This is a genomic window from Stutzerimonas zhaodongensis, assembly GCF_003696365.1.
Taxonomy (GTDB): domain Bacteria; phylum Pseudomonadota; class Gammaproteobacteria; order Pseudomonadales; family Pseudomonadaceae; genus Stutzerimonas; species Stutzerimonas zhaodongensis.
Genome location: NZ_RFFM01000002.1, coordinates 326,226 through 350,525, shown reverse-complemented (window position 1 = coordinate 350,525; position 24,300 = coordinate 326,226). Strand labels below are relative to the sequence as shown.

At 58.7% G+C, this 24,300-nt stretch carries 18 protein-coding genes and 1 tRNA gene; 14 read left to right on the top strand and 5 right to left on the bottom strand.

Annotated features, from left to right (window positions below):
- Positions 1–2 precede the first annotated feature (2 nt).
- From sctJ to EA797_RS09935, 10 genes are read left to right on the top strand one after another with little or no spacing between them, the layout of a single operon-like run.
- The gene (sctJ, locus tag EA797_RS09980) at positions 3–773 is read left to right on the top strand and encodes a type III secretion system inner membrane ring lipoprotein SctJ (protein WP_122165056.1); all 771 of its coding nucleotides are present in this window, start codon (positions 3–5) and stop codon (positions 771–773) included.
- Complete coding sequence (locus EA797_RS09975; RefSeq protein WP_122165055.1) at positions 770–1,381, top strand: type III secretion protein; 612 nt, start codon at positions 770–772, stop codon at positions 1,379–1,381. Before sctJ ends, EA797_RS09975 begins: the two co-directional genes overlap by 4 nt.
- Entirely contained in the window at positions 1,378–1,965 is a 588-nt protein-coding gene (gene sctL, locus EA797_RS09970) for a type III secretion system stator protein SctL (RefSeq protein WP_122165054.1), read from the top strand. Before EA797_RS09975 ends, sctL begins: the two co-directional genes overlap by 4 nt.
- Entirely contained in the window at positions 1,962–3,287 is a 1,326-nt protein-coding gene (locus EA797_RS09965) for a FliI/YscN family ATPase (RefSeq protein WP_122165053.1), read from the top strand. The genes sctL and EA797_RS09965 overlap by 4 nt, the downstream gene beginning before the upstream one ends.
- Positions 3,284–3,766, top strand: coding sequence for a hypothetical protein (locus EA797_RS09960; RefSeq protein ID WP_122165052.1), 483 nt, complete (start codon positions 3,284–3,286; stop codon positions 3,764–3,766). Before EA797_RS09965 ends, EA797_RS09960 begins: the two co-directional genes overlap by 4 nt.
- Positions 3,763–4,833, top strand: coding sequence for a type III secretion system cytoplasmic ring protein SctQ (gene sctQ, locus EA797_RS09955; protein ID WP_122165051.1), 1,071 nt, complete (start codon positions 3,763–3,765; stop codon positions 4,831–4,833). The genes EA797_RS09960 and sctQ overlap by 4 nt, the downstream gene beginning before the upstream one ends.
- Positions 4,834–4,846: 13 nt before the next feature.
- Complete coding sequence (gene sctR, locus EA797_RS09950) at positions 4,847–5,506, top strand: type III secretion system export apparatus subunit SctR (protein ID WP_122165050.1); 660 nt, start codon at positions 4,847–4,849, stop codon at positions 5,504–5,506.
- A gap of 2 nt (positions 5,507–5,508) precedes the next feature.
- Positions 5,509–5,778, top strand: coding sequence for a type III secretion system export apparatus subunit SctS (gene sctS, locus EA797_RS09945; protein WP_122165049.1), 270 nt, complete (start codon positions 5,509–5,511; stop codon positions 5,776–5,778).
- A gap of 14 nt (positions 5,779–5,792) precedes the next feature.
- Positions 5,793–6,605: a type III secretion system export apparatus subunit SctT gene (sctT, locus tag EA797_RS09940; RefSeq protein ID WP_122165048.1), complete on the top strand. Its 813-nt coding sequence runs from the start codon at positions 5,793–5,795 to the stop codon at positions 6,603–6,605.
- Positions 6,606–6,607: 2 nt separating this feature from the next.
- Positions 6,608–7,660: an EscU/YscU/HrcU family type III secretion system export apparatus switch protein gene (locus tag EA797_RS09935; RefSeq protein WP_122165047.1), complete on the top strand. Its 1,053-nt coding sequence runs from the start codon at positions 6,608–6,610 to the stop codon at positions 7,658–7,660.
- A 32-nt stretch (positions 7,661–7,692) separates the two neighbouring features.
- Here EA797_RS09935 and EA797_RS09930 read toward each other — a convergent pair whose 3' ends face one another.
- A complete protein-coding gene (locus EA797_RS09930; protein ID WP_167468798.1) occupies positions 7,693–9,381 on the bottom strand; it encodes an ATP-binding protein in 1,689 nt (562 codons plus the stop codon).
- Positions 9,382–9,862: 481 nt separating this feature from the next.
- Positions 9,863–11,524 (bottom strand): winged helix-turn-helix domain-containing protein, encoded by a 1,662-nt coding sequence (locus EA797_RS09925; protein WP_167468797.1) that lies wholly within the window; start codon positions 11,522–11,524, stop codon positions 9,863–9,865.
- 367 nt (positions 11,525–11,891) lie between these two features.
- Between EA797_RS09925 and EA797_RS22115 the strand changes: the two genes are divergently transcribed.
- The 3 genes from EA797_RS22115 (at position 11,892) to EA797_RS09915 (ending at position 17,532) form a co-directional block, all read left to right on the top strand.
- Positions 11,892–12,023, top strand: coding sequence for a hypothetical protein (locus EA797_RS22115; RefSeq protein WP_255829746.1), 132 nt, complete (start codon positions 11,892–11,894; stop codon positions 12,021–12,023).
- Between the two features lie 53 nt (positions 12,024–12,076).
- A complete protein-coding gene (locus EA797_RS09920; protein WP_122165044.1) occupies positions 12,077–16,294 on the top strand; it encodes a hypothetical protein in 4,218 nt (1,405 codons plus the stop codon).
- 323 nt (positions 16,295–16,617) lie between these two features.
- Positions 16,618–17,532 carry a glycoside hydrolase 64/thaumatin family protein gene (locus EA797_RS09915; RefSeq protein ID WP_122165043.1) on the top strand — a complete coding sequence of 305 codons (915 nt, stop codon included), beginning with the start codon at positions 16,618–16,620 and terminating at the stop codon, positions 17,530–17,532.
- A gap of 410 nt (positions 17,533–17,942) precedes the next feature.
- On the opposite strand, the gene EA797_RS09910 is transcribed toward EA797_RS09915, so the two are convergent.
- Positions 17,943–21,236: a hypothetical protein gene (locus EA797_RS09910; RefSeq protein ID WP_122165042.1), complete on the bottom strand. Its 3,294-nt coding sequence runs from the start codon at positions 21,234–21,236 to the stop codon at positions 17,943–17,945.
- A gap of 418 nt (positions 21,237–21,654) precedes the next feature.
- On the opposite strand from EA797_RS09910, the gene bamJ reads away from it, so the two are divergent.
- Positions 21,655–22,410, top strand: a complete 756-nt coding sequence (bamJ, locus tag EA797_RS09905) for a BamJ family beta-barrel-assembly machinery protein (protein ID WP_167468796.1) — start codon at positions 21,655–21,657, stop codon at positions 22,408–22,410.
- Positions 22,411–22,921: 511 nt separating this feature from the next.
- Here bamJ and EA797_RS09900 read toward each other — a convergent pair.
- Together EA797_RS09900 and EA797_RS09895 are read right to left on the bottom strand one after the other, a co-directional pair.
- A tRNA-Asn gene (locus tag EA797_RS09900) sits at positions 22,922–22,997 on the bottom strand.
- Positions 22,998–23,049: 52 nt separating this feature from the next.
- Positions 23,050–24,246, bottom strand: coding sequence for an amino acid aminotransferase (locus tag EA797_RS09895; RefSeq protein WP_122165041.1), 1,197 nt, complete (start codon positions 24,244–24,246; stop codon positions 23,050–23,052).
- Positions 24,247–24,300 lie beyond the last annotated feature (54 nt).

The window sequence follows — 24,300 nt, the reverse complement described above, 5'->3', positions numbered from 1 at the left end:
GCATGGCTACGCGCAGTTGGCACCTGGTGCTGATCCTCGTCTTCACTACCCTGCTGCAAGGCTGCGATTCCTCGCTTTACACCAATCTCAGCGAGCGCGAAGCGAACAAGATGGTCGCCGCATTGCTGCGTGATGGCATCGCTGCGCAGCGCAAGGTACAGGACGACGGCATGATGACAGTAACCGTGCCGCAGGATCGCCTCTCGCAAGCCGTCACCTTGTTGGATGACATCGGTTTACCTGAGCAGAAGTTCTCCAATATGGGTGATGTGTTCAAAGGCAACGGCCTGGTGTCCTCGCCGGTGCAGGAGCGCGCGCAGATGGTCTATGCGCTGAGCGAAGAACTGTCACATACGGTGTCGCAGATTGACGGTGTGTTGTCGGCACGGGTGCATGTTGTGCTTCCCGATAACGACCTGCTGAAGCGTGTGATCTCGCCGTCATCGGCCTCGGTACTGATTCGCTACGAGGCCAACACGGATGTCGACAAGTTGGTGCCACAGATCAAGGCGCTCGTCGCCAACAGTGTTTCCGGGCTGGGCTATGACGGCGTCTCGGTTACTGCCGTGAAGGCCGTTGTGCGTTCCCAGGACAGCACGCCGCCACTCAAATCCTTCCTTGGTCTATGGATGCTCGAAGCGAGCGTTGCGAGGGCCAAAGTCATGCTTTTTTCCGGCCTGGTTCTTTTGTTGGGAATGGCAGGCGCGATTGCCTGGCACTTCTGGCGGCAACGGGTGACGCCGGGCATTTACGTATTGAAGGAAAGTGAATGACTGGGCAGCCCACGCTTGTCGAGCGGTGGCAGGCCGTCGCTGCCCAACCGCTGAACTACGTTCAGCCCGAACGTCTGAATGAGTGTTTCGCCCATTCTTTAAATGCCGAGCAGCTCAATGCGTTACTGGCCAGGTCGCGTTTCCGCACGCGGTTGGAACGCCTGCTTAGCGATCACTTCAAGTTGGTGCCGCTCTCACAGCCACGCGTCGAGGCGGATATCCGCATCATGCTGCTCGCGGTAGAGCAACTACCACGCTTGGCGCTTCTATGCGGCGCGACCTGGCATGCCAATGCACTCGCTCGTGAGATCCGCGGGACCGCCGTACATGCGCTCAAGAACAAGTTGGGTTCTGATGTATTCGAATTTGCCCTGGCCCATCGCAACCAGGCTGGTGCGGTGGGTGTGCACTTCGAGGCAGAGCAACTGCTCGAGGCCATCGAGCGCGACGGCGAGGCTTGTGTCAGAGCGTGGCTTTGCTCGCTCCCGGATGACCTGCATCGCTGGTTGCGCTTGCGCCTGGATTCTCGGTGGCTGCAATTCAGCGACTTTCCCCCTGAAGGTATCACCCTGATTCGGGAAATCGCGGCCAAGGAGTTCGCTGGATGAACGAACTACCGAGCCGGCCGCCGCAGAAGATCATTCGCCACGACGATGCGACCCGGTGGGTCGAAGGCTATGCCTTTCTGGAAGCTGCGCGCGAAGAGTCGAAAACCATTCGCGCAAACACCCGGCAAATCGTCGAAAAAGCGCGCAGCGAAGGACTGGCCCAGGGCCGCGATGAAGGATTGGAGCAAGCTTCAGTGTTGTTGGTGCAGACGTCGGCCAAGGTAGATAACTACCTGGCCGGCCTGGAAAGCAGCATGGCTGACCTGGCATTGGATATCGTCCGTCAGGTACTGGAACCCGTGAGCTCCAGTGATCTGTTGCTTGGGTGCACGCGCAAGGCGCTGGCGGCATTTCGCGACAGCCAGGCGCTGACGCTGTATGTCGCGCCAACCGAGCTGGAGACGCTAACAGCACGCATCGAGCCGGCTTTGGCCGCACGCATTACCCTCGAGGCGGATGCGACCGTCGAACCCGGTCAGGCACGCCTGTGCAGCGCCATCGCCACCGTCGAACTTGGCCTTGAGGCGCAGTTGCGGGCCATCCGCCAGAGCTTGTTGCCTCATACCGCCGAGTCGCAAGCATGACGTTTGCACTGGACAGCCTATTGCCGACCTTGGCCAAACGCCTGGGTCATGCTCAGCCACGGCCCATGCGCGGGCGCATTCGCAGCATCCGTGGCACCCTGGTGCACGCCAGTGTAGCGGGCGTTGGTATCGGCGAACTCTGTCACCTGAGCGACCCTTTGAGTCAGCGCGCCTTGCAAGCCGAAGTGGTTGGTTTTGATGGCGACGAGGCGATTCTCGCGCCGATAGGCTCGCTGGAAGGGCTGTCTACCCGCACTGAAATAGTCGCCACCGGTGAGCGATCCGGCGTCCTGGTCGGTGATGCGTTGTTGGGTCGTGTCATCAGCCCACTTGGTTCATGGCTGGACGGCGCGCCCTCTGCGACAGCCGGCTTGCTGCGCTATCCCCTGCAGGCTGAGCCCCCTGCGCCGTTCACGAGGCAGTTGATCAGTGAGCCGATGCCTTTGGGGGTTCGGGCTATCGATGCGTTGCTGACGGTTGCTCGTGGCCAGCGCGTGGGCATTTTCGGTGAGCCAGGAGTGGGCAAATCCTCACTGTTGGCTGCGATCGTCACCCATTGCAAAGCCGATGTGATCGTCATTGGCTTGATTGGTGAGCGTGGCCGGGAGGTGCGTGAACTGCTTGATGTGCACCTTGGGAAGGGGGCAAGAGCGCGCACCGTGGCTGTGGTGTCGACGTCGGATCGACCGGCCACCGAACGGGTCAAAGCGGCCTATGTGGCCACCGCCCAGGCTGAGTACCACCGCGACCAGGGCCGCAATGTGGTGTTGCTGTTGGACAGTCTCACCCGCTTTGCCCGGGCTCAGCGCGAGATCGGTCTGGCAGTCGGCGAACCGCCCACCCGGCGCGGCTATCCGCCCTCGTTTTTCTCCGCACTACCGCGTTTGCTCGAACGCAGCGGCCCGGGAGAGCGCGGTAGCATCACCGCGCTCTACACGGTTCTGACCGAAGGTGATGCCGGACTGGACCCGGTAGCAGAAGAGGCCCGCTCGATTCTCGATGGCCATATCGTGCTGAGCGCCGAACTCGCGCAGCGTAACCATTTCCCTGCCATCGACGTGCTGCATAGCCGCAGCCGCTTGATGGACAAAGTCGTCAGTGCGCAGCAGCGTCAGTTGGCTGCCCATGTGCGCGGACTGATGGCGCGTCACGCGGACATCGAGTTGTTGATGCGCACCGGCGACTACGTCGCGGGCAGTGACGTTCTGGCCGATGAGGCGATTGCCCGCCACGACGCCATTGAGAAATTTCTACGCCAGGATGGCGATGACTACAGCAGCTTTGACGACAGTCTGCAGCGATTGCGCACGGTGCTGGCATGAAGGCCGACGCGGTTGTGCAACTGCAGCAGCTGCGGCACCTGCGCGAACGCCGTGCGCAGAATCAACTCGCCAGCCAGGCTGAACGATGCATGGCCGCGACTGCCAGATTGCATCGGGCACAGGAGGCCATCGATCAGGCGAAGCAACAACTGCAACGTGAGGCGGAGGCCCTACAGCAATTGCTGGGTACCGGCGCGCTGGCTGCGGGTACCTGCCAGGCGGCATTGGAAGTGCTGGATGCTCTCGATCAGCATCGCCTGTATCTGCATGAGCAGCTGCTAAGCGCGGAACAGAACAGTGCTGCCGAGCAACAGCGGAAGGCGGCTTTGCAACACGCTCTGATGCTTCGTCGCCAGCAGTCTGACGCTCTCGAGCCATTGCTTGACGAGCATGCGCGAGCAAAGCGGCGTGTCGATGAGAGCATCGAAGAAGACCTGTATGACGAGCGTGCTGCGCTGCGCTGGGAGGCGCCGCAATGAATTGCCAAATCACTTTGGCAGCGTCAGAGGTGCAGGCGATACGGCCACTGCTCGACGCTGTTGACCCTGACACCGTTGCCTTGCACAACCGCTTGCAGGCCCGGCGGCAAAAGGTTCATGCGCACTGTGCCGGCCAGGCCATGACGTTGAGTTGGGCTGGGGGGGCCGGGGCAGTCGCTGCTGGTACTTATCCTCTATGGCTTTCCAGCGGTGAGTTTTACGCCCGCGTGCTATTGCCCCTCAGCCTGCGTAACCAGTTGCTGGCTGGCCAAGACGTGCTGGAGTTCTTCGAAGACCTCGCCAAGGACGCCCAATCGATTTTGCTCGAACAGGCGCTGTTGCCGTTGCTGGAACCTCTGGAAGCGGAATTAGGGCAACTGATAACGGTGGATGTGCAGGGCGAAGCGGACCTGATCTTGCCGCTGACACTCAGGTTAGGTGTGCAGGTGGCCGATGGCGAGTTGCACACCCTGCTGATTGAGTTGCCGATCCCCGCGGCGCAAATCACCGCCGATTTGCTTGACCGCTTGCTGCCCAGCCAACCGCAGAAAATGCCGGGTCTGACCTTGCCACTCGTGCTGCAAGCTGGCTGGCAAGCGCTGAGCATCAGCGAGCTGCGCAGCTTGCGTCCTGGCGATGTGTTGATGCTGGAGGTGCCCGGCAACGCCGACCTATGGGTGTCTCTGGCAAATAGTCGACGGGCCCGAGCCCGTCGTGAGCAGCAGGGCATCCGCTTGCTCGAGGCGATAAATCGTAGTCAGCCAATAAGGGAGCACCCGATGAGTCAAGGAACCTTCAGCGACGGAGCTAAAAATCAAAGCGCAGCGGAAGAAAGCGTCGACGTCTCGTTGGGGGATGTGCAATTGAACCTGATCTGCCAGGTAGGCAGCGTCCAGCTGTCGCTGGCCGAGCTGGAGCAGCTTGGGGAGGGCAGTGTGCTGGCGCTGCCAGACGGTGGCAGTGACTTCGTCGAACTGTTGGTCAATGGCTGCAGTGTGGGGCGTGGCGAGTTGGTGAAAATGGGGGACGGACAGGGAGTCCGCCTGACACGTTTCGCTAGCCTGTGATCGGCTGACAACGATGACCGACTACCAACCGAACTTGCTTGAAATCATTCTGGTTGTCACCACGATCGGTCTGATTCCGCTCGCCGTCGTCACATTGACCGGCTTCCTGAAAATCTCCATCGTGCTTTTCTTGATCCGCAATGCTTTGGGCATTCAACAGACGCCGCCCAATCTGGTGCTGTATGGCATCGCGCTGATCCTTTCCGTTTACGTCACCACGCCGTTGATTGGGGACATGTACCGCCAGGTAGAGGGGCGTTCCCTCACCTTCGAGCAGGCGGACGAGTTTCGCGACCTCGGTGAGGCGTTACGCACCCCGTTGCAGCAGCACTTATTACGCTTCGCCAACCCGTCCGAGCGCGGTTTTTTCATGCAGGCCACTGAAAGCGTATGGTCAGAGGAAGCTCGAGCCGACCTGCGCGATGACGATCTGGTGGTGCTGATACCGGCATTCGTAAGCTCCGAGCTGACCCGCGCCTTCGAGATCGGCTTTCTGTTGTACATCCCGTTTCTTGTCATCGACCTGCTGGTCGCGAACGTGCTGATGGCGATGGGCATGATGATGGTCTCGCCGACGCTGATATCCATTCCGTTGAAGATCTTTCTTTTCGTCGCAGTGAGTGGCTGGTCACGTCTCATGCACGGGTTGATCCTTAGTTATGGAGGCGGGTAGCCATGGGTGAGGACGTATTCCTGGGGCTCATGAAGCAGGCCCTGATGACCGTGCTGATTCTCTCTGCGCCCGCGCTCATCGTGGCCATCGTCATTGGGCTCGGCGTGGGCCTGTTGCAGGCCCTTACGCAGATCCAGGATCAGACCTTGCCGCAGGCGGTAAAGCTGGTGGCGGTGTTGCTGGTGGTCATGCTGCTGGGCCCGCTGCTATCGGGTCAGGTGGTCAATCTGATGAACCAGGTGCTGGATAGTTTTCCCGCCTGGACCCGCTAGGTAACCGCTAGAACATGGATGCTGAGCTCGGTCTGAGTTTTCTTGAAGTGGCCTACCCGATCATCGCCTCAGCGGCGTTGGCGGCATCCCGCGCCATGGGCTTGGTGCTGATTACGCCAGCCTTCAATCGCTTGGGCCTGACGGGGATGATCCGCAGCTGCGTGGCGGTGGCCATCGCCATTCCCATGACGTTTCCAATCTACATCGCGTTGACCACCCAACCGGATTACAGCGGATTCTTCCTGGCCGGGTTGATGGTCAAGGAATTGCTGATCGGCTTGACCGTCGGCCTGTTGTTCGGCATTCCCTTCTGGGCGGCGGAGGCTGCAGGCGAAATGATCGACCTGCAACGCGGCTCGACCATGGCTCAATTGGTAGACCCGTTGGGCTCAGGCGAAGCCGGGGTGTCAGGAACGCTCCTGACGGTGGTGATGATTACCCTGTTTTTCCTTTCCGGCGGCTTCATCCTGATGGTCGATGGTTACTACCACAGCTATAACCTGTGGCCGGTGATGGCCTTTACCCCGGTCATTGCGGTGTCATCACTGGACGCCGTGCTGGCGATTCTGGACCAGGTGATGCGTATCGGCCTGATGATCGTGGCTCCACTGATCATCGCCCTGCTAGTGGCTGACATGATGCTGGCCTACCTGTCTCGAATGACGCCGCAGCTGCATATCTTCGACCTGTCACTGGCTGTGAAGAACCTTATCTTCACGTTTTTGATGGTGATCTATTGCTCGTTTCTGATTCCGCTGATGCTCGATCAGCTGGCAGATTTCCGCGGGGTAGTGGAAGTCTTGAAGACCCTTTCGGGAACTGATTGATCATGGCCGGCGATAGCAGCGAAGAGAAATCGCAGCCGGCGTCCGACAAGAAGCTCGACGAGGCGCGCAAGAAAGGGCAGCTGTCCAAGAGCCAGGACATGGTGTCGGCAATGGTGCTCCTGGCATGCACCCTGAGCATCGCCTATCTGGCATCGGGCACCGAGGCGCAGCTGCGGGCGTTGCTGGACATGGTTGCCGGTATCTACACCGAACCCTTTGCCACGGTGTGGCCGAGGGTGATTGATACCGCCGAGCATATTCTGTTGGCCACAGCCTTGCCTATCCTGGCGATAACCGTGGGCTGCGTGGTTCTGACCAACATCATTACCATGAAAGGCATGGTGTTCACCGGGGAGCCGATCAAGCCCGACTTCAAACGCATCAACCCCGTGGAAGGTTTCAAGCGCATCTTCTCCATGCGCAACTTTATTGAGTTTCTCAAGGGGCTGGGAAAAGTCGCTGTACTGTCCACCGCGTTCTACGTGGTGGGGCGCGTGGCGTTGCAAACGCTGATGGAGTCCTCTCGCTGCGGCGCTTCGTGCATGGAGTCGGTGTTCTACCTGTTGCTCAAGCCTCTTGTCGCTACGGTCCTGATCACTTATCTGGTCATGGGCGGGCTGGATCTGCTCATGCAGCGCTGGCTGTTCAGCCGGGAGATGCGCATGACCAAGAGCGAGCAGAAACGAGAGCGGCGCGATGCCGATGGTGACCCATTGATCAAGCGCGAGCGCAACCGTCAGCGGCGCGAACAGCAAACCCTGACCAGCCGCAAGGTCGGCCTCAATCATGCCACCTTGATGATTGGTGTGGAGGGTGGCTGGCTGGTCGGCGTGCGCTATGTGCGCGGCGAAACGCCGGTGCCTGTAGTGGTCTGTACGGCGGCTCCGGAGAACGCCCGTGGAATGTTTGAACAGGCAGCCAAGCTCGGGGTGCCACGGTCTGCGGACGACCCTCTTGCAGCGCGCATCGGTCGTATGGCTAAGCCTGGCGAGCCGATTCCAGCCAATGCGTTTCAGTCGGTGGCAGACGCACTGGTAGCGGCGCGACTGATCTAGCGACCTTCGGCCCGGCCGACTACGGCGTGTCGTCAGCCATTTGCAAGAGGGCTGTTCTGCGTTGTGACGGTGAGACCCAGGGCGGCCATCTTCAATTCCAGGCTTGGCGATCCCTCGCCTGGAACCGAACATGCCTGGGCCAATGCAGAGCGCACGACATCACCTTCGGCGCCGAGTATGAGCTGCCAGGCCTCTGGAAAGCTCCTCCGGTCGGTGGCAGCTTTCCGCACGACTTCAAGGGCGTATACGGCGTGACGGATGACCGCTCTCTGGGTTCCGCCCACTTCCTCCAGTTTGCTCATTGCATACAGGCGAGTGCTGCTCAGCAGGTGATAGCGTCCAGTGCCGTCTTCTTCTGCCAAAAACAGTGACTTGTCCACCAGGTGTTGCACGGTTGTTAGCGCTTCGTCGCTGCTGAGCCGTAACTCACTGGCAATCAATGTGCTGATCGCGTTGCGGGTGAAGGAGCCAGTGAAGGTCGAGGCCAGGCGCAATGCTGCCTGCTCGCGGGGGCGTAATCTCATGTAGGACCAGTCAAGCACTGCGCCCATCGACCGATGCCGTTTTGCTGCGGTACGCCGTCCAGCCATTTGCAGACGAAACTCACCGTCAAGCATGCTCAGCAGGGGACCGATACCGAAGCTGCCCATCCGCGCCGCGGCGATTTCAATTTCCAGCGGTACCCCGTCCAAGCGTTGGCAGAGTTGGTTGAGTGCCGATGCATCTTCTTCGCGCAGCACAAAGTTGCTGTCCTGCGCACTAGCGTGCTCAACGAGCATTTGCACAGCCGGTGAGCGCAGAAGTTCGCCAAGGCGTGTCTCCGTGCTGCTGGGTAGTGCCAGCGGTAGCAGGCGCTCTACCCACTCACCTTCGGCCTTTAGCGGTTCGCGGCTGGTGGCCAGAATGCGGCAGCCGGGTGCGCGTTCTCGCAGGCAGCAGACAACGTCCGACACCACGCTCAGCAGGTGTTCACAATTGTCGAGCACCACCAGGATGTCTCCGTCCTGCACTTCCGCCAGGGCTCGATCCCAAAGGTCTTCATCGTCAGCGGTCAGGCCCAACGCCTTACTCACCGCCGACTTGACCGTAGCTGCGTCGTTCGCTTCGCTGAGATCGATAAAGCGTGCTCCGCGTTTGAAGCGTGCTTCGACGCGCTTCGCCACTTCCAGAGCGACGGTGGTTTTACCGATGCCTCCGGGGCCGACCAGCGAGGTCATGCGGTTATCGGTGACCTGTTCGCAGAGCCGCTCGATCACCGTGTCGCGGCCAATGGTCTCGCGAATCAACGTAGGCAGGGTGGAGGGCTGAGCGTCACCTCTACCATAGCGGCTGGCCTGCTCTTTCTGTCTGCTGGGGATGACCACGAAGCGATAGCCGCGTCCGGGCACCGTCGCGATGCAATCGTTTCCGTCTTCGTTGAGCAGGCGGCGCAGCGCGACTATCTGCGCTCGCAAGTTGCACTCTTCGACTATGACTCGTGGCCAGGCGAACGCGATCAACTCGTCTTTTTCCACCAGCTCGCCGGCACGCGTGGCAAGGGCGATCAATAAGTCCAGGGCTCGGCTGCCGAGCGCGACTTGCTCCCCGTTCTTGAACAACTGATGACGTCTGGGATGGAGGGTGAACGAGCCGAAGGTCAGCACGTCGTGTTCGATTTCAGGGGCTGCGATCTCCGACGGCGCAACGGTGACATACGGGTGAGTGGCCAAAGCGTTGGTCATACTCGTGCTCATGCGTACAGCCCTTTGTGTTGAGGGGAAGCGCAACGTGCGTAGGTCTTGTCGGCCTCGACTAAAACGCCTGATCCCATTGCTCGGCACAGCGCAACGCTGTGCAGGAAAACTGTCGACAGGCTCAACGGGTGACCCGGTTGAACGCGTCCGGCTATGCAGAGGAGTCCTCCGATATCAATGACTGATGGGCCCAACCAGCATGTTCACTGGCCTGTGTTGCAGCGTTTTTACAGGGCGTGGAGAAGCCTCGGACACAAGTGAAAGTGACCTTAGCTTTGTGAGAAAAGTGGTGGTATAGCAAGATCTTACGGAGGCTGAAGTCGCATTTTGTGTGGCAGTTGACGGTCACTGATATGACACGGAAAAAACGTATTGGAAGGACCTCAAGATAGTATCTGCAGCAGTCCGAGGATGAGCGCACCGAGTGCGTGCAGAGACTTCGCGGGGCAGGCTGACCCAGGCTCGGAGGTCAGCTGTCTCCCCGAGCCAAACCCAACGCAGCAAGTGTCAGGTCAAGACCAAGCAGTTGGTTGCCTTTATCGGATACGGCCCACGATAGCGCGGCTTTAACCGTTTCACTTTCTGCCCCGTAGAGATGCTCCCATGCTTCTGGCGCGCTAGCTTCCAGGCGCTCGGCAAACCCCTGCAGCACACTTACGGCATACGCCGCGTGTTGCGCCGAGACTCGCTGGAACTGGCCCGACTGGTGCAGTTTTTCCATCCCATACAAGCGCGTGGTTTCAAGCATCTGGTAGCTGCGTGCTTCGCTGCCCTTATTGACGGTCAGCAAGGATTTTTCCACCAGACTGTCGAGGGCTGTCAGCACATGTTCGGGGCTCTGGTTCGAATCGTCCTCCACCAGCGCCAATACGGCGTTGAGCGTGAAAGAGCCCCTGGTTACGGAGAGCATGCTGATCAGCTGCTGCTCGTACGCGGGCAGGGCGTCGTATGACCAGTCCAGCGACGCGCGCAAGGAGCGCTGTCGCTCGCAGTCGCGCTCGCTGTGCATTTGCAGCCGGAATTCCATATCGAGCAATTGATTGAGCATCTCCAGCGGCAGCGACGCGGCGCGTTCTGCGGCGATCTCAATATCCAACGGCATGCCGTCAAGCTTGGCGCAGATGTCCGACACGGTTTCGAGGTCGGCGCCCTTGAACTTGATGTTTGGGTTGTGAATTTGTGAGTGCTGGATGAACAACCGGATAGCCGGTGACTGCTTCGCCAGAGCCTGCGCGTCGTGTCGGTCCAGCGGCGACAGTGCTAGCGGCTCGATACGCTCGATCATTTCTCCATCGGCCCGAAGGGCTTCACGGCTGGTGGCAAGAATTGCGCAGTTCGGTGCCCATCTGAGTATGGTTTCGGCCAATTTCGCCACCGCCCCGACGGCCTGTTCACAGTTGTCGATCACCAACAGCAGGCGGCACCCACCCAATTGCCCGAATAGCTCATCCAGACTCGATTGAGCATCAGCGCGAAGGCCGAGAGATTCGATCAGAGTGGCGAGAATCCCTTCCAGGCGCAGATAGTCGAACAGCTCGAACACCAGCACCCCATCCGGGAATTCATCCTCTAAACGGTGGGCTACCTCGATGGCGACAGTGGTCTTACCGACGCCGCCGGCACCGGTGAGGGTAACGAAACGCGAGTTTCGTAGTTGCTCAGTCAATCGCGCTATCAAGTCTTCACGCCCGACAATAGCCGGGTTTCGTGGCGGTAATGGCTTGCGCACGATGGTGGAGGTCTGGGTGCGTGAGTGAACGGGTTGCTGCGCAGCGTGGGCGGTGAACCGATAGCCACGCCCAGGGATATTGGTGATGTACTCGTGATGAGGATCTTTATCTTTCAGGACCCGCCGCACCGCGACGATCTGCGCACGCAGGTTGCATTCGGCAACAACGGTGCGCGGCCAGGCCATGGCAATCAGTTCGTACTTTTCCAGCAACTCTCCAGGGCGCTTGGCCATGCATATCAGCAGGTCCAGCGCACGGCTACCAATCGTCAAGGGGACGCCATTGCACATCAGCACATGTTGCTGGGTGTAGAGGGTAAAGGGGCCGAAGCGGATGGGTGCTTCTTGCGAGGTGCGGGGTATCTTGTCTGAGCTGTCGCGGCCGGTTCTTGGGGTGCTCACAGGCATACCTCTTGGCTAATCACTGGCGTACAGAAACGTCCAAACGTCAGCGACGTCAGAACGCGCGTTAAGTCCTCGCCCAGAGCCTTTTTTCGCAGGGGTTGCCGCAACCTTTCGTTCGGCCGCTTTCACCGGTGAAAAGTTGCGAAACATCATCCCTGGCGATTGTTACAACTCTGTATCGGCTGTTTGAATACTTTACGACCTCCCGCGCTATACGGCAGACCCACCAGCGCTCGCCTGCCTCGATGGCAGGCTGAGCCTGGGGTGACGGGTGAGCGAGCCCGGAGAGGGCCCCCATCCTTAGCAGTTGAGTAATCCGCCAGCAACCTCTGGTGGATTTGAGCGACACGATGCAAGTGATGTTGTGAGTTTCATCACGCGGTGGTGGATGGCCCCAGATGTCGCACGGTTGTACCAGGTGCAGTTGGGTGATCAACCGGAGGTGTATTTAGGGCGTTTCATTGGTCAGCTTTGCCTGATCGCCATTGGCTGGTGATCGAGTGCGGCGGGCCGTTCAGCTATCACCGGCCTAGCAGCCAGGAGCACTCCATGAGCACCTCGAGCGTTAATCCAGCAGACGTAACGAACCCTTCAACAGTATCGGATAAAGATTTTGAAGGTTTGCTGGGTATAGCTAGGAAGACTGTCGTCAAATCCAAGGACGAGCCTAAAAAGAAAGAAACACTTGACCCGCAGGCCTATGAAAACGCGCTTAATGAATTGGCCGTGAGTATGGGTGAGAGCGTCAATGGCCGCTCCCTCGTTGGAATAAATGGCAGCGAGCGGCACAGGGAGCTGTTCAAGGCGCTTGTCCAGTACAAGCTCAAGGAGCAAGCCAAAGACGGTGAGCAATTAAGTGTCGATGCCGCCATGGAGGAGGCAACCAAGGACCTGCGTGGCCGCTATGAAAATGCCGTTGGCGGTGGCAAAGAAGGCAAGCATAAGTTGAACGTGCTGGACGGCTACTGGGACAGGCAGGCCGGCAAAGAAAACGCTTCCGATCTGGCAGTTCGCGCCTTTCAGGAGTACTTCGCCGAGCATCTTCCCGATACAGGAAACAGTAATTACGAAGACAACTTGAACGCGCTGGCAGCTGCCTTGGTTGGAGGTGTCAACACGGAGAATCGCACCCTGGCCGTCGCGATCGGTACAAAAGGGCCCTTGGCCGAGGTGTATAAAAACCTGGTCACCGCCAAGCTCAAGGAGCAAGGCTCGGCCACAAATCTTGAAGAGGCCATCAAGGAAGTCGAGAAAGAGCTGTTCGACCGGCTGGAGAGCGCAGCCTCGAAATCGGATGCAGATTCCGGCGATATCGTCGATGTGATCAAAGGCCATTGGGACAGGCATTCTGGCAGGGATAACACTTTCGAGCTCGCCGGTAGTGCCTATAGGGACCACTTCTCGGCTCATCTGCCCGATACCGGCAACAGCAACTACGAAGACAACTTGAATGCGCTGGCGGCTGCCTTGGTGGGAGGTGTCAACACAGACAACCGCACTCTGGCGCTCGCGATTGGCACGAAAGGGCCATTGGCCGAGCTGTACAAGAATCTGATCACCGCGAAACTCAAGGAACAGGGCTCGCCCACCAACCTCGAAGACGCCGTCAAAGAAGTCGAGAAAGAGCTGTTCGACCGGCTCGGTAGCGCCGCCTCGAACGTTGGCGCGGATGCCGGCGATGTCGTCGATGTGATCAAAGGCTACTGGGACAGACATGCCGGCAAGCACGACGCTGATGGTCTGGCCCGTGAGGCGGCTAAAGAGCTCAAGGAGAGCACGCCGACGCCGAAGTCACAGGTTTCCGAGATCAATACCGACATCAATTACGACGACACCCTCAACTCCGTGGCCTCTGACATGGCCGACGGCGCCAATACCGAGCACCGCAGCGTAACGCCGTTTACCGACAAGAGTATTCGCGACGATTATGCCAGCCTGATCTATCACAAGCTTCAGCAGCAGAAAGAGCGTGGCGAATCAGTCAACCTCGATGCTGCCTATGACGAGGTCAAGAGCGACCTCTACGAACGGCTGCCCAATGCCCTGCGTGATGATCCGAAAGCTGATCAGAAGATGGAGTTGCTCAACAACTACTGGGACAAATCCAACCGCAGCGGCAAGTCCAATGCCAGTGCTGTGGCGCGTGAGGCCTATGCGAAGTTTCTGATCGAAAACACCGTTACAGACAACCCCAGTTACGAAGACAACCTCAATGCCCTGGCGCTTGGTCTTGGTAACGGCACTATCGACGAAACCCGCACACTCTCGGGCCTGAGTGACCCTACGCTCAGCAAGCTTTATCAGAACCTGATCACCGACAAGCTCCAAGGCAAGGAAGGGATGGAGCTGGACGATGCCATCGCCGAGGTCAAAAAGGATGTGATCGACCGTCTTGACCACGCCCTTGATGGCGATGCGATCAAGGACGAAAAGATCACCATGGTTAAGAACTACTGGGATGAGGACAAGCACTCCGGCACCAAGGACGCCCTGCGAGCGGCCGAAACGGCCTATGCCGCTTATGTAGAGGCAGGCAAGCCTCTGAAGAAGGATGGCTTGAGCGACGAGGAGAAGAAGAATCTGCTTGCGCCTTCGTCCACGGACATCATGAATGCCGAAACGGCCGACGGTAAGACGGTCAATCAGAAGTACATGGAGAATCTCGAGAAGAAGTACGAGAACGCACCCGAGGGGTCGGACAAAGCCAAGTTCCTTATGCTGCTACAAGCGCAGAACTCCTTGTCGGGCGGTTTCGGTTTTCTCCCGTATTACTACGAACAAACCAAAGATCTGACTATCTATGCCGACGAGTCGGCGATCATGGACGGGGACCATTTCCGCGGCCTTGTCGACGAAGACAAACTCAAGGCCGAAATAGAAAAGCTCGCGCAGAATCCCGAGATCGCTGCGGATACGCAGGAGGCGCTGCAGGCCGCGGTTGGCGAAATCAAGGATAAGCAAGGCCTGGAAGATCGCATTGTCGCGACCATGACTTCGCCCACCTACAAGGATGAACTGAAGAACGCTGATGAGGCGGCCGAGGACGGCGCATTGATCCGCTACAGCAGCGATCTTAACTCCCTGTCCATGCTCAACCCGGAAAAAGCACAGGAGGTGAAGCAGCAGCTGGCGATGACCTCGACGGTGGAGGAGCTGAACAAGTTCATCGAAGCCGGTCCCGAGGGCATTGATGATGAAACCCTGGATACCGCTATAGGCGATGTGGTCACCACTACGATCAAGGCCGCCGTGCTGGGCTCCTATGGCGGCGAAGCCGCCGGTGGCTTGTCTGCCGCGTACGACGACTATATGGCGGGCAAGGAACTCAAGGACATCCGCAAGGATGGCGGCAAGGTGCTGACCGCCCAAGAACAGACCATGCTCAAGGACGCCAAATCCGCGCGTGATGCCATGGCGTCAATGATGAAAGATGCGCTGAAGACCAACATCAGGGTTGAAGTGTCTCCTACCGACCGCAGCTGGTTGAAAGCGATCGATGACTTCCTCAGCAGCGATCTGGACAAGAAGATCAACGAAGCATTGGACAAGGGCAAGGTTCCAGAAGCCTCGAAAGGCAGAGTTGGCGGAGTGTTGAAAACCCTGTCCGCTAACGGTGCTTTCGGTACGGCAGGGGCGTTGATCTCAATCGTCGCAGCTACGCTGACGCTGACCAATGCAGGCGGCAACGCTGAAGCCACACCGGCCGAGCGCATGACTGCCGCGTTCTATCTGCTGTTTGCAGTGTCTTCGTCGCCCACTGCGGTCAGTGCCATTGGCGATCCGCTGGCCAAACTGCTTGGCAAGAACGGCGTAACCCAGGTCCTGGGTCTCGACAAAAATATGGCCGATGCGTTGAAAGGTCGCTTGGGGCCTTACCTCGATGCCCCCGACCCGAGCGTCAAGAACCCTGCCAACGCCTCAAAGCTCTTTGCCGATATGAACGCTAATAGCCGCACGCCCGCAGGCACTCAAATTGTCGACGCCTTCGATAAGATGCCAAAAAGCGAACAGAACGCGATCATGAGAAGCGTCGACAAGATGGCCAAGTCGGCGGGCGCCGCATACACCAATCTCAGCCAGGCGGAGAAACTCAAGCTGTTCGGTCCTGGCCTCAAACTGATCGCCAATACGTCCTACCTGGGCGGTGCATTGTTGGGCGTGTACATGGGGGCAGACGCGATATCCAACCTGACGAAGGACAGCACCGACATCGAGAAAACCCAGGCAGCCCTGAGTCTGACAGCAGGATTGGCCTGGACGGGGGCCGCGGGTGCGGGATTTGCTTCCTGGGCCGGCGCGGGTGCTGCGGCCGGCACCGTAGGCACAGCGCTAGGCGCGATCGGCATTGTGCTGTCCGTGATTGGCCTGGGCATCGCTTCGGCAATTCAGTACGAGAAGCAGGAGAAGGTTGCCGACGAGGTACGCGACTACTTCACCGCATTGGACAAAATGGGCGTGATGGAAGAGGACTGGGGCGACAAGTTCAATTACCTCGCCAACGTGCAATACAACTACGTCGAAAGCAAAGAGCCGGAGGTCACGGACGAATGGTATGAGTACTACTTCCCCGACGATATGCCGGTCTGGGAAGCACAGCCCGAACAGTACGAAGCCTTCACCGAGAGAAACGGTGAAACCACCAAGAACTGGTGGAGCTTCGTCAGTGGGGATTCTGAGGACCTTCTTAACGGTCACGGTGAGGAAGAACCCGAAGGCGATATGTACAAACCAAGCACGGAGCCCGCCTGGCGGACAATGCTGGGCTAATCAGTCCGTTAGAGCCAGGCAGCACAAAGCCTACAGGCTGCTGCCCGGCAACACCTTGATCAGCAGGCCGATAACGCCGCAACGACATTAGGTAACAACGCCGCGAGCAGGATCGATTGAGAATCTTCAGTCAATATCTGCCGCGGCGTTTTTGTCTGTTGCTACAGGTCGCTAGAGAAGATCGAAGGTAGTCCGACAGTGCCGGATCACTGCGATGCTTGGCCAGGGCGGAAGCAGCCTCCTTTTAAACAACTTTTAACGAGGCAAACCGGTTACTTGGGGGTAACGTCATTTGATCAATACTGCGATCGGAGTTGCGAGCCATGGCTGTCGATAATGTGGGACAACCAAATACTGTCAGCCCGGGACCGAGCGATCCGGGGGCCGTATTCGATGCAGCCGTCACGGGTGCTTGGCAGAGCGAGTGGACGCAACGAGAGCAGGCCCGAGATCAGGCGAGCGCTTCGGGCAACCACGCCTTGGCTCAGCATTTTCAGAATGAACTCGATGTACTGCGGCTGATGATGCCGGGCGCTGTGCCCGAGGCTGTGCCGCCAAAAGTTGCGGATCTCCCGCAGGTGCCGCTACCTCTCCTGCAGCATTCGGCAACGGTGGCAGGCGCGCCCACCAAGCAAGATCCGTTATCGAAGGATTACGTGGTGCCGAACACACCAGCTTTGCCCGCCAGTGAGCACGTGGCACCGGAAGGCAACAGCCTGACGTTCGTGAATGAAAGTGAAAAGCCGCTGGTCATCGAGTTCACCGCGAATGCCGGTGAAGCCGATATTCCGTCGATGACGTTGCAGCCAGGAGAAACGATGGTGCAGACCTTCCCTGAAAGGTGGTCCGGCAACTTCCGTAGCACGGCTGGCGACGGTGCTCATGTCACCTTGGGTGAGGTGGCATTCAACGGTGGCGTGAATGGCGATCAGACCTTCTACGACGTTAGCTATATCGAGGGCAACAATGCCCGCATGACCATCACTCCGAGTGAGGGCGGTCCCGTGTCCGGAACGCTGGACGATATCGTCAGCGCTGCGCCGGAAAGCATCAAAGCGCGGGATCAGGATGGCAATCTCTATGGCATCAAGAAGACCACCACATCGGAAGTATTCGACGACGCGGTAGTCGAGTATTACCGCTCGGCCGTGGAAGCGGGGGAGGGGTACGTGGTTCCAAAAGATGACGTCAGCACGCTGGGCACCGATTCAGACAGCCTGACTGTACGTATCGCCTGAGCCTGCGGTGTGATGCCCGCTCTTATCAGCGGACGCAGCGGGCACGCGGTATTCAAACCTTTGCGTATGCGGCCTGTTCAAGCGGCTATTGCAATGATGATATTCGCGCCCATCTCGGCGGATCAGTCGCAACGGCTGGTCCGTAGCAGAGTGCAGCGCCGTGCTCTGGCATTGGACACAGCGAGGACTGTGCTTGTATGTCGTCGCCAGCAGGCTTGAGTGCAGTGCCCGGCATCGACGTAATCTGGTTGCTGAGCTGATTGAACACCAACTAGCTAACTAGCTGGAGCCGCTGCTAGTGAGCGCCAGCGACGTTTGATCCTTCACGCCAGATGCCAGACGCTGGCGCCCTCAGCCTCGCCAGCGTTTGGCAGACGATCGAGTCTGCCAAACGACTGCATGAACTACACCTAGCTCCCCACTGTGCTCCCCTTATCCAATCGGGTCTGCAGGTTATCTCCATCGCCTTTGTAGTCGGCGTGAGCAATGTAATCAACGCTCTGATTGTCGTCTTCGGCAAAGAACGCGTACTCGTCTTTGCGGTACTCGAAGATGCTCTGGTCGTCAGGCGCGTCGCGCTGGCCATAGGTGTACATGTATTCGTCGAGGTACTCGTAACGCTGCAGTCCATCGTCGGTCAGCAATCCCTGGTCGTTGAGGTCGTTGAACAGCTGATTGAGGTCGTCTCGGTGCGCATCCATGCGATTGTTGTGCTTGATGTCCTCGACGATCAGGAAGGGCGTCAATGCCACGGTGAGCGCAGCGCCCACCCACAACAGAGGCGCCGCGATGGCGCGGGCTGCATTGGAGCCCATGAGCGCCGCGATCTGCGCACCGCCGCCAGCAAAGTTGAACGCCCCCGACGCCACGGTGATCGCCCCTTGTGCCACAGCGACCTTGTCATTGCTGTTGAGGCCGGATTTGATTTTCAGACCGCCCAGTACCAGGTCAGCAACGCCGGCAAAGGAGTTTGCACCGGCATCCATGACACGCAGGAATGACGAGATGCCCCGGCTGGTAGGCGTGCTTCCGTTCAGGCCGGGATTTCTGGCAAAGCCGTCTCGGAACCCAGTGTTGAGCGTTGTCCACTGCTCGGGCGTAAGGTCCAGCTTTTGCGCCAGTTTCTCCTTGTCGGGAACCGGGGCGGCGTCGATAGCCTTGTTGAAGTCCTCGAAGATCTTCTTCAGATCGCCTTCAACCAGGCTGAGGTTTCTGCCGGAGCCCTCTGCCACATCCCTGCCGAATATTTGAGGCAGAGACTTATCGAGGCCAAGCATCTGGTTGACCTGCGTGCCGCGGACGCTGTCGACGATGTTGCTGCCCAGGTTGACGAAATGCTGCCCGGCGCCCAACACGCTGACGAAGTCCTTGGCGATGGCCAACCGCTCCTCCGGCGTGTCAGCCAGCGTGCCGCCCTTGCCGGCTATCTGGTAGATACCCGATGCCAATGAAATCAGGCCGCCAGCGGAACCCAGCGCACCATTGCCGTTGAGTTCGGTAATGGTCCGCAGCATGCTGCCGCGAGCACCTTCGCCCAAGGTTTTGTAAATGTCCTTGCCCATGACTTTATTGATGTCGGCTTCGGTCACGGTTCCGTTCTTGTTGAACGTCGCGCCAAGCTCTTTCAGGGCTTCGCCAAACGCCTTGGCGGTTTGCTTGTCACCCAGAAACTCTTGCACGAAGCGCTCTGTTTCCACGGTACGCCGCGTGATGTCGATGCCGCCCTTTTTCAGCGCAGCCAGGAGCGTCTTGATGGTGTCCTGGGTCGCAAGCACGGTGTTCTCGTCGTTGATGCCAGACGGGTTCGCCAGCAGCGCATCGAGGTCCATGGTCATCGCGTCGATCATCATGTGCTGCGAAAACTGAGCAGCTTTGTCCGGATCGAACGCTGCCAGCGACGCATAGGTCTTGCCGATGTCAGCTTCGGCTAACTCGCCCTTGCCCGCTTCCTTGAGCTCAGCGATGTAGCTTGAGTACGCCTCCGAGAACGCCATGCTCTCCAGCTTTTCACGTACGCCGTCCTTATCCGGCAGCGCATCGAGGGCTTTGTCTTGCTGGGTTTGGAAGTCTTGCTGAACGCTTGAGCTGATGAATAGCTCGGCTATCTGGTCATCGACTTTGGCTCGGTCGATGATAGTGGCCAGATCTTCGCCGTTGACGTTCGTGGTGCTCTGACCCATCGACATGTCCAGCGTGACCATGGCCAACCCCTCTTCGCTGGCGGCCTGGGCACGCAAGGCGTTATACAGTTTTGCCCTGTCGTCATCTTTGGCGATGCTGCCGTTGTCGATACCAGCCTTCCATTCGCTGATCAGGGTCTGCCAGGTGAGTTCGTTGACAGTGAGCTTGCGATTCTTGTCTTTCGAATCAACGGTGGTGGTTTCCATGTTGCCCACATCGGTCTCGGCATTCAGCGGCAGACCGGCGCTTTCTCGGGCGAAATCCAGCTTACTGCTTTCGGTAGGTTCCGGCCCCTTGAGGCTGACAAACCCGTACTTGCCGAAATCCTGGAGGCGGCCCGCTTCGGTGCCGTTCTTCGCCTCACCGCTTTTGGTGAACCCATTGATGCTGCCGTTACCCACGTCCTGGCCAGACAAGATCTTGCCGTCGCCGTCGTGTTTCTCTATGTGCTCTAGCACTTGAGAGGCACGATAGGCGGCGTCAGCGTCCGTTTCGAAGTCGCCAACCTGTTCTTTCAACCTGTCCTTGATACCGCTCTGATTACCCAGATTCCTGAGCAATGGGTCGCCGTCGATAATGTCTTGCGCCGAGCGATCGTCGTTCTTAGGGCGCACCCATACGATGCCGAGGCTTTCTGCCTGCTCGCGGGCTGCTTGGTCATCACCCGCCGACATGGTGTCTTTGAGTTCGCCTTTGAGGTGAGCAAACCCGTATTTGCCGAAGTCCTGAAGGCGACCCGCCTCGGTGCCATTTCTTGCCTCGCCGCTTTTGGTGAAGCCGTCGACCCGCCCGTTGGCGACATCCTTTCCGGCAATTACGTCGCCTGAGCCGTCCAGAGTCTCTATGTGCTCGAGCACTTGGGCCGCGCGATAGGCGGCGTCTGCATCATTGTCGAAATCGCCGACCCGCTCCTTGAGCATGTCGCGGACGCCACTCTGGTTACCCAGGTTTTTCAGCAGGGGATTGTCGTCGATGATCTCTTGCGCCGAGCGGTCGTCGCCTTCGGGGCGTTCCCATTTGAACCCTAGCTGCTCAGCTTGCTGACGCGCTTCGGTGTTGTCCCCGGCGGTGGACATGTGCTCGAGCTCACCCTTGAGATGGGCGAACCCATACTTACCGAAGTCCTGCAGACGTCCTGCTTCGGTGTGGGGTTTGGCCTGACCACTTTTGGTGAAGCCGTTGATGCGGCCGTTACCGACATCGTCGCCCACCAGCCGATTGCCTTTGCTGTCATGCTTCTCGACGTGCTCCAGGACCTGCATCGCTCGGTAAGCGGCATCGGCATCGGTTTCGAAATCGCCGACGCGATCTTTGAGCATGTCCTTGACGCCGCTCTGGTTACCCAGATTCTTGAGCAGCGGACTGCCGTCAATGATCTCCTGCGCCGAGCGGTCGTCGCCGCTGGGTCTTTGCCAACGTATGCCGACGTCCTTTGCCAGCTTCTCCGCCTGTTCCCACGCTTTTGCCGAGCCTGATTCCGTTTTCGAACTGCCATCGGCGTGAATTATCGACTTGACGGACATTGCTATGCCTTTTCGTGAAGCACCGGAAAGGGCAGTGACTACTTTGAGCTCACATGGGCTAGGTGCAAGCTCTCTACTGGATGAGCTAGGTAAACGCTGTTAGTCCACCTATCAAATCGCTTACCGGTGACAAGACGATGACACCGGCCTTTCCGGCTGGCTCCTCGCGAAGAGCTGCAATAGCGGCCATCTTTAGATACTGGGATAGTTGATCGCGTGATTTGGCGCGGGACGATCTGTTTAACATCGGAAATAAAGTTAAGCCGCTGAAGATTGATTTAGGTTTCGTGCGGCACTTCCATACTTTGCACTGTCTTTACCTACTCCCCGGGTGGGTTCGGTAGCTACTGACGAGGGCGGCTGTTAAGCTCCGGCAACTGTTTAGCTTCACCCCTTCAAAGCGTAATAAGGATAAAGAATGAGACATCAACGTTTGGCGTCTGCGATAGCCCTGGTTGGCCTGGTACTGGCCGGCTGTGATTCGGACACCAGCGCCAAGCTGGAAACCCCGGCGCAGAAAGCCTCTTATGGTATCGGCCTGAATATGGGCAAGAGCCTCGCTCAGGAAGGCATGGCCGACCTAGATTCGAACGCCGTGGCTCAAGGTATCGATGATGCCATCGGCAAGAAAGATCAGAAGCTGACCGACGAAGAACTGATGGAAGCCTTCGCTTATCTGCAGACGCGTGCCGAAGAGCGCATGGTCGAGATGAACAAGGAAGCGGTTGAAGCTGGGAAGAAGTTCCTCGAAGAAAACGCCAAGCGTGACGGCGTGAAAACGACCGAATCCGGCCTGCAGTACGAGGTGGTCAAGTCCTCGGAAGGTCCTCAACCGACCGCCAACGACGTGGTGACCGTACACTATGAAGGCAGCCTGACCGATGGCACCGTCTTCGACAGCTCCATCAAGCGTGGCAGCCCGATCGACCTGCCTGTCGGCGGCGTGATCCCGGGTTGGGTCGAAGGTCTGCAACTGATGCATGTCGGCGAAAAATACAAGCTGTATATCCCGAGCGAACTGGCGTACGGCGAGCAAAGCCCAAGCCCGCTGATTCCTGCGAACTCCGTTCTGGTATTCGATCTGGAGCTGCTTGGCATCAAGGGTGACGAAGCTGAAGCGGCGCCAGCTGCGGAAGTCGAGCCTGAAGCTGCTGAAGAAGCGACTGAGCAGTAAGCAACCCGCATTACCTAAACGCCCCGCTTATGCGGGGCGTTTTCGTTTAAGGCCATAGCCCAGCCTGGCAGTGCGCTAGTAGCGGGCTAGCTCTGACCGCAGGCTGGATAAAGGCCGCGGCGAGCCAGAGCGCATTGCCAGCTAGCGCTCTTCTGCCTACCAATTGTTCAGCCGGTACAAAAAAGCCCCAGGTTTTCACCTGAGGCTCGAATTTGGCTCCGCGACCTGGACTCGACTGCGAAGCAGAACGCGCTTCAGCGCGGCCCCGAAGGGGTGAGCGAAGCGAATAACCTGGGACAGCGTCGCTGGTGAGAGTCCGGCGGCCACAAAAAAGCCCCAGGTTTTCACCTGAGGCTCGAATTTGGCTCCGCGACCTGGACTCGACTGCGAAGCAGAACGCGCTTCAGCGCGGCCCCGAAGGGGTGAGCGAAGCGAATAACCTGGGACAGCGTCGCTGGTGAGAGTCCGGCGGCCACAAAAAAGCCCCAGGTTTTCACCTGAGGCTCGAATTTGGCTCCGCGACCTGGACTCGAACCAGGGACCCAATGATTAACAGTCATTTGCTCTACCGACTGAGCTATCGCGGAACAGCGGTGCGTATCCTACTGTTAACTAAAGGGAAGTCAACCCCTGGACCGGTCAGAGAACCTGCACGATGGCGTCGGTTACATGCTCCAGATTGTTATGGTTCAGTGCTGCGGCACAGATGCGTCCAGTGCCTATCGCATATACGCCGAACTCCACACGCAGACGCTCGACTTGAGCTGCGGTAAGGCCGGAATAGGAGAACATTCCACGCTGTTTAGCGACGAAGTCGAAGTTCTGTTTGGCGCCTTTCTCTGCCAACCGGCGAACCATGGTCATGCGCATGTCCTGGATGCGGGTACGCATTTCGCCGAGCTCGGTCTCCCACATGGCGCGCAATTCCGGGCTGTTGAGCACGGCCGATACTACAGTGGCACCATGAGTCGGCGGGTTGGAGTAGTTGGTGCGAATCACTCGCTTGATCTGCGAAAGCACGCGTGCGGACTCATCGCGGCTCTGAGTGACCATCGACAGTGCGCCGACGCGCTCGCCGTACAACGAAAATGACTTGGAGAATGAGCTGGACACGAAGAAGCTCATGCCCGACTCGGCAAACAGCCGCACTGCGGCCGCATCTTCTTCGATGCTGTCACCGAATCCCTGATAGGCGATATCGATAAAGGGCACGTGGTCGTTGGCGCGCAGTACGTCCAGGATCTGCTTCCAGTCTTCCGGCTGCAGGTCGACACCGGTTGGGTTGTGGCAGCAAGCATGCAGAACGACGATGGAGCGGGGCGGCAGGCTTTTCAGGTCTTCAAGCATGCCATCGCGGTCGATACCGTGGGTGGCGGCGTCGTAGTAGCTATAGTTCTGTACGGGGAAGCCGGCAGACTCGAACAGGGCGCGGTGGTTTTCCCAGCTGGGGTTGGTGATTGCAACGACTGAATCGGGCAGCATGCGCTTGAGGAAATCCGCACCGATCTTCAGTGCGCCAGTGCCACCCAACGCCTGAGTGGTCACCACGCGGCCGTCAGCCACCAACGCCGAGTCGGCACCGAACAGCAGACCTTGTACGGCCATGTCATAGCTGGCGATACCGTCGATCGGCAGGTATCCGCGTGGAGCGTTCAGCTCCAGGCGAGCCATCTCTGCAGCCGCCACGGCGCGCAGTAGAGGAATTCGCCCCTCTTCGTTGTAGTAGACGCCCACTCCCAGGTTGACCTTGTCCAGCCGCGAGTCGGCATTGAAGGCTTCATTGAGGCCGAGGATCGGATCGCGCGGCGCCATTTCGACAGCGGAGAACAAACTCATGATGGGGAGGCTCGAAGAGAAGGGAGTGACTGATGCAGCACCCTCGCTTCGCGC

Excerpts from the sequence above, each read along its gene's own strand:
- sctJ (WP_122165056.1), top strand. The coding sequence starts at position 3 with ATGGCTACGCGCAGTTGGCACCTGGTGCTGATCCTCGTCTTCACTACC.
- EA797_RS09975 (WP_122165055.1), top strand. The coding sequence starts at position 770 with ATGACTGGGCAGCCCACGCTTGTCGAGCGGTGGCAGGCCGTCGCTGCC.
- sctL (WP_122165054.1), top strand. The coding sequence starts at position 1,378 with ATGAACGAACTACCGAGCCGGCCGCCGCAGAAGATCATTCGCCACGAC.
- EA797_RS09965 (WP_122165053.1), top strand. The coding sequence starts at position 1,962 with ATGACGTTTGCACTGGACAGCCTATTGCCGACCTTGGCCAAACGCCTG.
- EA797_RS09960 (WP_122165052.1), top strand. The coding sequence starts at position 3,284 with ATGAAGGCCGACGCGGTTGTGCAACTGCAGCAGCTGCGGCACCTGCGC.
- sctQ (WP_122165051.1), top strand. The coding sequence starts at position 3,763 with ATGAATTGCCAAATCACTTTGGCAGCGTCAGAGGTGCAGGCGATACGG.
- sctR (WP_122165050.1), top strand. The coding sequence starts at position 4,847 with ATGACCGACTACCAACCGAACTTGCTTGAAATCATTCTGGTTGTCACC.
- sctS (WP_122165049.1), top strand. The coding sequence starts at position 5,509 with ATGGGTGAGGACGTATTCCTGGGGCTCATGAAGCAGGCCCTGATGACC.
- sctT (WP_122165048.1), top strand. The coding sequence starts at position 5,793 with ATGGATGCTGAGCTCGGTCTGAGTTTTCTTGAAGTGGCCTACCCGATC.
- EA797_RS09935 (WP_122165047.1), top strand. The coding sequence starts at position 6,608 with ATGGCCGGCGATAGCAGCGAAGAGAAATCGCAGCCGGCGTCCGACAAG.
- EA797_RS09930 (WP_167468798.1), bottom strand. The coding sequence starts at position 9,381 with ATGACCAACGCTTTGGCCACTCACCCGTATGTCACCGTTGCGCCGTCG.
- EA797_RS09920 (WP_122165044.1), top strand. The coding sequence starts at position 12,077 with ATGAGCACCTCGAGCGTTAATCCAGCAGACGTAACGAACCCTTCAACA.
- EA797_RS09915 (WP_122165043.1), top strand. The coding sequence starts at position 16,618 with ATGGCTGTCGATAATGTGGGACAACCAAATACTGTCAGCCCGGGACCG.
- EA797_RS09910 (WP_122165042.1), bottom strand. The coding sequence starts at position 21,236 with ATGTCCGTCAAGTCGATAATTCACGCCGATGGCAGTTCGAAAACGGAA.
- bamJ (WP_167468796.1), top strand. The coding sequence starts at position 21,655 with ATGAGACATCAACGTTTGGCGTCTGCGATAGCCCTGGTTGGCCTGGTA.
- EA797_RS09895 (WP_122165041.1), bottom strand. The coding sequence starts at position 24,246 with ATGAGTTTGTTCTCCGCTGTCGAAATGGCGCCGCGCGATCCGATCCTC.